Source organism: Gemmobacter serpentinus, assembly GCF_008973825.1.
Lineage (GTDB): Bacteria > Pseudomonadota > Alphaproteobacteria > Rhodobacterales > Rhodobacteraceae > Gemmobacter > Gemmobacter serpentinus.
Genome location: NZ_WCHR01000049.1, coordinates 22,392 through 30,637 on the forward strand (window position 1 = coordinate 22,392; position 8,246 = coordinate 30,637).

Consider the following 8,246-nt stretch of genomic DNA (forward strand, 5'->3'; position numbering starts at 1 on the left):
CCCCCAAAGCGGTGAGCGACGGGGGCAACGGAGTGATCCACATGGGACTTTTGAACATCATCCGACGCATGCACTTGCGGCAGAAGCTGTCGATCCGCGAGATTGCGCGGCTGACGGGCGTGTCGCGCAATACCGTGACCAAGCATTTGGCGGCGAATACCATCGAGCCAAGATTTGCGACGCCGGAGCGGCCCAGCAAGCTTGACCCCTATGCCGAGAAGCTGGCAGGCTGGCTGAAGACCGAGGCCGGCAAGTCGCGCAAACAACGGCGCACAGTGAAGCAGCTGCATGTCGATCTCGTGGCGCTTGGCTTCACCGGCTCGTATGCCCGGGTCGCGGCGTTTGCGCGACAGTGGCGGGCAGATCGGCAGCGCGAGCAGCAGACGACGGGGCGCGGGACTTTTGTTCCGCTGCATTTTGACCCTGGCGATGCCTTCCAGTTCGACTGGAGCGAGGATTTTGCCGTGCTGGGCGGCGAGCGCACAAAGCTGCAGATCGCGCATATCAAGCTGTCGCACAGCCGGGCCTTTTTGCTGCGTGCCTATCCCTTGCAGACCCATGAGATGCTGTTTGACGCGCACTGGCACGGCTTCCGGGTCTTCGGTGGTGTGCCGGGGCGGGGCATTTACGACAACATGCGCACGGCGGTGGATCGTGTCGGCCGAGGCAAGGAACGGCAGATCAACATGCGCTTTCTCGCCATGACGAACCACTATGTCTATGACCCCGAGTTCTGCAATCCAGCCGCGGGATGGGAGAAAGGCCAGGTTGAGAAGAACGTCCGGGATGCTCGTCACCAGATGCTGCAAGGGATGCCGGACTTTCCAGATCTTGCCGCGCTGAATGCCTGGCTGGAAGAGCGTTGCCTCGAGTTGTGGCGGGAGACCCCGCATGGCAAACAGTCAGGCACCATCGCCGATGTCTGGGCCGAGGAGCGCGCCGCCCTGATGCCGCTGCCCGTCGCGTTTGATGGCTTTGTGGAGTTGAGCAAGCGGGTCTCACCCACATGCCTGATCAGCTTCGAGCGGACGCGCTACAGCGTTCCGGCCTCCTTTGCCAACCGTCCTGTCAGCCTGCGGATCTATCCGGACCGGCTGGTCGTGGCGGCCGAGGGCAACATCCTGTGCGAACATGTGCGCGTGATCGAACGCAGCCACAAGCTGCCATCAAAGACGATTTACGACTGGCGGCATTATCTGGCGGTCGTGCAAAGGAAGCCCGGAGCCCTTCGCAACGGCGCGCCCTTCCTGGAGTTACCGCCTGCGTTCAGACAGTTGCAGGATCACATGTTGCGCAAGCCCGGTGGTGATCGCGAGATGGTCGACATCCTTGCCTTGGTGCTACACCACGATGAGCAAGCCGTGCTGACCGCCGTGGAACTCGCCCTCGCAGAGGGTGTGCCGACCAAGACGCACGTGTTGAACCTGTTGCACCGGCTGGTCGACGGCAAGGTGGTTGGCGGGCCGCCCCTTGATACCCCGCAGGCGCTGGTCCTGCGCCGTGAACCCAAGGCAAACGTCGAACGCTATGACGGCCTTCGCAGCCAGATCGCCGGAGGCCACCATGCGTCATGATCCAGCCGCTGGTGCCATCGTCATCATGCTGCGCAGCTTGAAGATGTATGGCATGGCCCAGGCCGTGACCGACCTGATCGAACAGGGCGCGCCAGCTTTTGAAGCTGCAATCCCGATGCTCGCGCAACTTCTGAAGGCCGAATTGGCCGAGCGCGAGGTGCGCTCCATCGCCTATCACATGAAGTCCGCGCGGTTCCCGGCCTACAAGGATCTCTCGGGCTTCGACTTTGCCGCCAGCGAGATCAACGAGGCCACTGTCAGGACCCTGCATCGCTGCGAGTTCATGGATGGCGCCCAGAACGTGGTCCTGATCGGCGGTCCGGGCACCGGCAAAACCCATGTTGCAACCGCCCTCGGCATCCAGGCCATAGAACATCACCGCAGGAAGGTCCGCTTCTTCTCGACCATCGAACTGGTCAATGCCCTCGAACAGGAAAAGGCCAAGGGAAAGGCCGGGCAGATCGCCGAAGCCCTGACCAAGCTCGACCTCGTGATCCTCGACGAGTTGGGCTATCTACCCTTCAGCGCTTCGGGCGGGGCCCTGCTGTTCCATCTGCTGAGCAAACTCTACGAACGCACCAGCGTCGTCATCACCACCAACCTGAGCTTCAGCGAATGGGCCACGGTCTTTGGAGATGCCAAGATGACCACAGCCTTGCTCGACCGCCTCACCCACCGCTGTCACATCCTCGAAACCGGCAACGACAGCTTCCGGTTCAAGGCAAGCTCAGCAGCTGCAGCCCGGAAAAAGAAGGAGACAAGCCCGACCTTGACCCCAGCATGAACCGAAATCCATAATCAGAGGTGGCTCACTTCTCGGTGAAAAAACCGGCTCAGTTCTGGGTGAAAATCAACACATTGCGCTTCATCTCACCGGGAGACTGGAAGCGGGACTCGCCATAAGTTGTCAGGCGGGACGCGAGATTGAAGCCGATGGAGCCAATCAGGGCCAAAGCAGCGCCTGACAGGGCAATGAGCCAGCCGGTTTGCCAGGGCTGCGCGCCAAGCGCCCGCCAGCCCGGGAACCCTGTCACGATCAGAAACGGATCGAGGCTGGAAAGCTGCCGTCCGAGAGAGAGCGTGACATAGATCGAGGCAACAAGGAGCCCTGCCAGGAGGCCGATCAGCGTCCCGGCGGTGGTTTGCAGAGCGGTTTTCATGATCAGCGCTCCAAGCCCTGATCATGCCCACGCGCAGCACGGGTGCGGTAGATCTCAGCCCCTTTCCGGGCTTCATCGAGCGTGATGCCCATGCCCTCATGCTGTTGCGCGGCGGAGAGGATGGCGCGGGCGGCTGCCTCGCGCTGCTTGGCATCGGGAATGTCGCGCGCCAGCGCATCGGTCTTGCCGCTGGCAATCTCGCGCATGACTTCGGGGCCGAACTTGCTCTTCATGTCTGCGGCGAAGTCACGAGCGTTTTCATCGTTCGCGAACTGCACCTTGCCGCTGGCCTGCCATGCCTTGCCCAGATCACCCAGGGTCTTGGCGAGGTTCCGGTCGCGGTCAACCTCCCGCTCCATCCCGACAGCGATGATGCGGGCGGCAGCGTTATAGAAAGCATCGAGCCTTTGGGCCATGGCCTGCCTGTTGTCTGCGGTATCGAGCGGGCGCCCGGCTTTCTCAGCAACCTTTGCCAAGTCTTCCTTGACCCAAAGCCGCTCCACCAGCGCATTTGGCGCACCATTCGCGAACCGGCCTTCAACGGCCTCCCGATCCAGACCAATCGCACTTGCGAGACGACCCACGGCAGACTTGACGGCCTCGCGCGCTGAAACCCCTTCGCTGCGCAGGGTCTCGGTCACGCCCAGACCGCGGGCCTCAGTCTCGACCACTTGCTGCAACTTCGCGCGCTGCCCTTCCGACAGGCGTTGCGCGCCATCCGTTTCCGAGCGTGGAGAGTAAAGCGGCGTTAGGGCTGCTTGGCGCGCGAGATTGGCTTCCTTCTTTTGTCCACTGGCTTCCAGCGACAGCGCAGCGGCTTCGTTTTGCTGTTCCCGCACAACAGCGCGTTTATCTTCCGGGGCGCTTCTGACCGCCTTCTGGCTTTCTTCAAGCCATTCCTTGACGAACTTGTTCACATCAGGGGCTCGGTCACGCTCGACCTCACGCGCCAGCCCGGCTGCGATGATCTTGCTCGCCGCCGTGTAAAACGCATCAACGCGACTGGACACGGCCTGCCTGCCCTCTGCGCTGTCCATGCTACGCCCGATCTTTTCAGCGACCTTGGCAAGATCGTCTCTGATCCAGGTGCGCTCGATCAGCGCATTTGGTGCCCCGTTCGAAACGCGCGCCTCCATATCCTCGCGGCTCAAGCCAATCGCGGCGGCAAGTCGGCCCACACTGGACTTGACCGCTTCGCTTGCGGTTGCGCCTTCACCGCGAATGGTTTCTGTCACACCCAAAGCGCGAGCCTGGGTCTCGATGACCTTTTGCAGGTTGGCTCGCTTCTCTTCGGAAACAGGCTGCGCCGCAGGTTCCGCCGAACGCGCCACATAGAGTGCGCTTTGCGGGGCTTGCTTCACAAGCTCAGCGGCCCGTTGCTGGCCGATGGCTTCCAGTCCCAAGGCAGCCGCCTTGTTATACCTGTCCTGCACTTCGGCACGCCGATCCGGCGGCAACCGATCAATCGACTTCTGGGTTTCGACCATCCAGTTCGCAACATAATTGCCAAACTCGGTCACCTTTGCGCCCGCCGTTTCCATCAAAAACTCCTTCACTAGATCATGGGAAATTGGTTTGCGGCCCACGAGGGCATCACGCATCGCGTTGAAGGTCTCTCGACGCGGCTGGTCGCCAACCATGTGCGAAATGCCAGCAAGCGACGAGAGAACCTTGATGCTGTCGGTAATGTCGCGCAGCGCGGCGTGCAGGGCCGCGCCGGTGCGGGCCTTTTCAATGACCTCACGGCCCTGTCGCCGCGCGGCTTCGATCTCGCCCCGGCTTGGGCCATAGGTGAGGATGCCACGCTCAACACGGCTGGAGGCGTCCAGGCTCAAGCCTGCCTCGGCCGCCAATTCGACCACGCGCTGCTTCATGTCCTTCAGATCGAAGGTCGCACCCTGCGCCATGAAGAACCATTGGCCTTCATCCCGGCCACGGTTCTTGATGATCATATGGACATGCGGGTGATCCCGGTCGATGTGCAGGGCCGCCATATAGGACCAGCTGTCGCCACGCTGCGCCTTGTTGTCGAACATATCGGCCGCCCAGGCTTCCGCGATGCGAAAGGCCTTTTCGGGGTTGGTCTTTGCCGGGAAAGACAAGAGCAGATGCGAGGTATGGCCGTTCTCCGGGGTGCGGCCCTTGCCCCACCCCTCCGACCATTCTTTCACCATGGCCGCCCGCTCATCCATGGTCAGGCTCCTGGCATCGGGTTCATGCTCGACGCCCGAACCGAAAATCCTCTCCGCCTTGCCGAAGACATAGTTGACCTGCGTGCTCAGGCTGCCGCTGGTCTTGCAGCCGCCATTATGGATCTTCTTCAGGACGACGGCCTTGGAGCCGCCCGACAAGGCATAGAAATTGGCCGCCTTGCCCCATGCCCCGCCAGCCTTTGGCTTGGCTGCGCCGACGGGGGCGCCCCCCGGACGCCGCATGGGCTTCGCAAATTCGATCTCTGCGAGGATGAGGCCAGTGTCGTATTTCACGGGGCGGCATCCTTGGGCGCGACACGAAAGCCCGATTTCTGGCCGCGCAGCTCCGCGAACACCCGCTCGAAGAACATGCGCATGCGGTCCAGATCACGGCGCAGGGCCTGCACATCTTCCCATTGGGCGGGGGTAAATTTGGCCTTCCCGAAGTTCCCGGCGCGGGCAAGCTGGTTGATATTGGTCCCGATCTTCGCCAGCTCGTCGCGCAATTCTCCGATAGTGCCCTGATCTTCCGGGGCCAAAGCAAGATCACCTGCGGCAGTTCGGATGAGCATCCGAACATATTCGGACCGGCTTTTGAGGCCTGACATTGCCATCCCGGCCTCCAACTTGCCGATCTCAGCTTGGGTCAAGCGGAAGCCGAGCAGGTTTGGTTTCGGCCCTCTTTTTGCCTCCGGCACCTCTCGATCCCTGACCGAGCGGATGGTTTTGGGCTCCCGCTGAAATTGCTCCGCAATGGACGTGACCGTGCCGCCATCCTTCAGAGCCTGAATGATGCGTGCCCGCTCTTCCGGGCTGATGCGAGAGGGACGTTTTGGCGTCACAGGCTCAAACTACCCATTTTGTTAACAACTTGCATTTCCTGCCATCTTTCCATTGCAGTTTGGCGCATTTTTCCGACCGTGGCAACGCTCAACCGAAGGGAGAAGGCTTCACGGGCGGAAAATTGTGACGGGCTGCAATTCAACTGCGGTGATCGGCGCAAGCTGATCAGCCCAGGACGCCCCACGCGCCCTGGGCCGAGTGCCTTTAGGCGCGAGCCCAACAGCAACCTTTCAGCAAGATCGACCAGACGGGCAATCGGGACACAAAGCCCCCACTCACGCAGAGCCGCGGAGAAAGGGGCCAGAACGCGCCTACGCACAAGCCGCCACCACCCACGCGGCAAACCCGCCAAGGCCCTCCCTGCGCCAGATTTGCGGCCATTTGAGGAACCCGAGCCATAGATGCCCACACAGACTACAAGCAGATGCGAAAGCGAGGGCTGAAATTCACGAAGGATCAACGATTGAGAATGAAGTATAAAGTATGAACAGCAAACAGCGAAGGATGAAGGATGAAGGATGAAGGATGAAGGATGAAGGATGAAGGATGAAGGATGAAGGATGAAGGATGAAGGATGAAGGATCATCAGCGGACAGTAAACAATAAACAATAAACAATAGACGATGAACGATGAACGATGAACGATGAACGATGAACGATGAACGATGAACGATGAACGATGAACGATGAACGATAGGGTATGGACAATGAAGGTCAAACAATGAAGAATGAGCAACAAAGTGCGAACAATCGACTATGAACGATGATGAATAAATTGCGCACTATGAACTATGAGCAGGATAGAGCATGGCATCGAACGAACTGACAGATGAAACGCCACGGGGTGTTCGCACGATTGTTGTCATCAATCGCAAGGGCGGCGCGGGGAAGTCCACCACCATCAAGGCGCTGGCTTCTGCTGCGGCGGCAAGAGGTGAGAGCGTCACGGTGATTGATACAGATGTGTCGCGATCCAACTACCTCTGGATGGAAGAGGCAACGGCCAAAGGCCTCTGGGCGGACAACATCAAGGCAGTCCCGACGACCAGCCTGGATCAAGTCATTGAGACGATCGAGAAGGCTGCTCGCTATCAAGACCAGGAGCATCTGATCCTCATCGACACGTTTGGCGGGGCGTCGCCAGCCTATGCCGATATTCTGACCATTGCCGACTTTGCGATTGCGCCTCTCATCCCTGACAAGGACAACTTTGCTGAGACGACTGAAACTCTGGCATGGTATCGGCGTTTGGCCGATAAGCTCGCCGCGCAAGGGGATCGGGCTGCGCCACTCATGGTCATGCTCAACATGATCCAGAGGCAAGCCCTCCAAAGCGCCACCGAACAGCACTTCATCGAGCGTGCCTTTGAGACCATGAACATGCTGTCGAGCTTCCTTGGTGAGCGCGCCGCTTACAAGGAAATGACGGCAAACGGTCTTCTGCATAAGATCGCAGAAGGCAAATCAACCAAAGCTCTTGCTTCGCATGTTAAGCGGGCGCTGATTGAGGCAACAGACCTGTTGAACGATATTGACGCGACACGGATGGGACTTGTCTTGCCAGAACCGCAAGCAGAAGAATTGGAGACAACACATGGCTAATGCGTCTCCCAACAATGCCCTTCTGGAACGACTGAAAAAGGCCAGAGCTCGACCTGCACCTGCTGAGGACACATTCTATGCCGGGTTTTCAGCAACTCCTTCTGCCGTGATGGAACCAGTTGCGCCTGTTCCAACTTCCGTTGCTGATGAAGTCACCGCTGATAGGGCAGGGGATGAAACGCCCTCAACGCAGGCACCTCAAGATACGGTAGAGCAAATTTCCTCACCGCCTGCACAACCGAATGAAGGCGTGAAAAACAAGGCGCCCTCGCGGGGGCGACCAATGAAGGTGGTCAAGGCGGACGCTTCGCAAACAAAGACGCTCCTGAAGATCTCTCTGACTGTGCGCCCTGAACTGCGTGAGCGTGTTGAGGCATATAGCCAGACCGCACGGACCCGCGCGCAACTCGTGCTACGCAAGGTTTGGGATCAGAATAGAGAAGCCTTTCTGACGAAACTGGCCGACACGCTCGATGTTCCGCCGATCGAAGGGGCACGCCGAAGCGCATCAAAGGGGCTCTACTATATTGGCGGTCTGAGCGTTGATGTGGACTTGTTGGAACGTGTGCTTCAGAGAAATGATCCTCATGGACTGAATGGAAGCGGAAAGGTCTTCAAGGCCTGGTGCGACCCGCTCTTTAATGAAGCCATTGACGCTGAGCTGAAGAAAGCGGGCTTCTGATCTACATCGACAGACGGTTTTGAGGGGGGGTTCGGACAAGCCGAACGCCCCCTTTATTCATGCGGTATGACGCTTCGGGACGAAGAAGGGAACCGCCGTAAGCGTCCGGTCTGACCGCTATCTGTTCCAGCGCCATGGCAGCAGGTCGTCGACCTTTGTGATCTTGTAGTCGGGGATGCGGGCGATGGTGTCG

General features: G+C 59.6%; 8 protein-coding genes. 4 read left to right on the forward strand and 4 right to left on the reverse strand.

Going from position 1 to position 8,246, the window contains the following annotated elements:
• Positions 1–41: 41 nt before the first annotated feature.
• Together istA and istB are read left to right on the forward strand one after the other, a co-directional pair.
• Entirely contained in the window at positions 42–1,574 is a 1,533-nt protein-coding gene (gene istA, locus GBJ34_RS19510; protein WP_151720849.1) for an IS21 family transposase, read from the forward strand.
• The gene (istB, locus tag GBJ34_RS19515; protein ID WP_151720850.1) at positions 1,564–2,358 is read left to right on the forward strand and encodes an IS21-like element helper ATPase IstB; all 795 of its coding nucleotides are present in this window, start codon (positions 1,564–1,566) and stop codon (positions 2,356–2,358) included. Before istA ends, istB begins: the two co-directional genes overlap by 11 nt.
• Before the next feature lie 49 nt (positions 2,359–2,407).
• Here istB and GBJ34_RS19520 read toward each other — a convergent pair whose 3' ends face one another.
• The 4 genes from GBJ34_RS19520 to GBJ34_RS19535 all read right to left on the reverse strand — a co-directional run bounded on the left by GBJ34_RS19520 (position 2,408) and on the right by GBJ34_RS19535 (position 6,487).
• Positions 2,408–2,734: a hypothetical protein gene (locus GBJ34_RS19520; RefSeq protein WP_151720851.1), complete on the reverse strand. Its 327-nt coding sequence runs from the start codon at positions 2,732–2,734 to the stop codon at positions 2,408–2,410.
• A gap of 2 nt (positions 2,735–2,736) precedes the next feature.
• Positions 2,737–5,220, reverse strand: coding sequence for a relaxase/mobilization nuclease domain-containing protein (locus GBJ34_RS19525; protein ID WP_151720852.1), 2,484 nt, complete (start codon positions 5,218–5,220; stop codon positions 2,737–2,739).
• On the reverse strand, positions 5,217–5,540 hold the full coding sequence (mobC, locus tag GBJ34_RS19530; RefSeq protein ID WP_151720853.1) for a plasmid mobilization relaxosome protein MobC: 324 nt from the start codon (positions 5,538–5,540) through the stop codon (positions 5,217–5,219). Before mobC ends, GBJ34_RS19525 begins: the two co-directional genes overlap by 4 nt.
• Before the next feature lie 224 nt (positions 5,541–5,764).
• On the reverse strand, positions 5,765–6,487 hold the full coding sequence (locus GBJ34_RS19535) for a hypothetical protein (protein WP_151720854.1): 723 nt from the start codon (positions 6,485–6,487) through the stop codon (positions 5,765–5,767).
• Positions 6,488–6,576: 89 nt separating this feature from the next.
• Here GBJ34_RS19535 and GBJ34_RS19540 point away from each other — a divergent pair, with 89 nt between their 5' ends.
• The gene (locus GBJ34_RS19540; RefSeq protein WP_151720855.1) at positions 6,577–7,371 is read left to right on the forward strand and encodes a nucleotide-binding protein; all 795 of its coding nucleotides are present in this window, start codon (positions 6,577–6,579) and stop codon (positions 7,369–7,371) included.
• A complete protein-coding gene (locus GBJ34_RS19545) occupies positions 7,364–8,053 on the forward strand; it encodes a hypothetical protein (protein WP_151720856.1) in 690 nt (229 codons plus the stop codon). Before GBJ34_RS19540 ends, GBJ34_RS19545 begins: the two co-directional genes overlap by 8 nt.
• The last annotated feature ends 193 nt before the right edge of the window (positions 8,054–8,246 follow it).

What these genes read in the sequence shown, in the direction of transcription:
- istA (WP_151720849.1), top strand. Translation starts at nt 42, where the DNA reads ATGGGACTTTTGAACATCATCCGACGCATGCACTTGCGGCAGAAGCTG.
- istB (WP_151720850.1), top strand. Translation starts at nt 1,564, where the DNA reads ATGCGTCATGATCCAGCCGCTGGTGCCATCGTCATCATGCTGCGCAGC.
- GBJ34_RS19520 (WP_151720851.1), bottom strand. Translation starts at nt 2,734, where the DNA reads ATGAAAACCGCTCTGCAAACCACCGCCGGGACGCTGATCGGCCTCCTG.
- mobC (WP_151720853.1), bottom strand. Translation starts at nt 5,540, where the DNA reads ATGGCAATGTCAGGCCTCAAAAGCCGGTCCGAATATGTTCGGATGCTC.
- GBJ34_RS19540 (WP_151720855.1), top strand. Translation starts at nt 6,577, where the DNA reads ATGGCATCGAACGAACTGACAGATGAAACGCCACGGGGTGTTCGCACG.
- GBJ34_RS19545 (WP_151720856.1), top strand. Translation starts at nt 7,364, where the DNA reads ATGGCTAATGCGTCTCCCAACAATGCCCTTCTGGAACGACTGAAAAAG.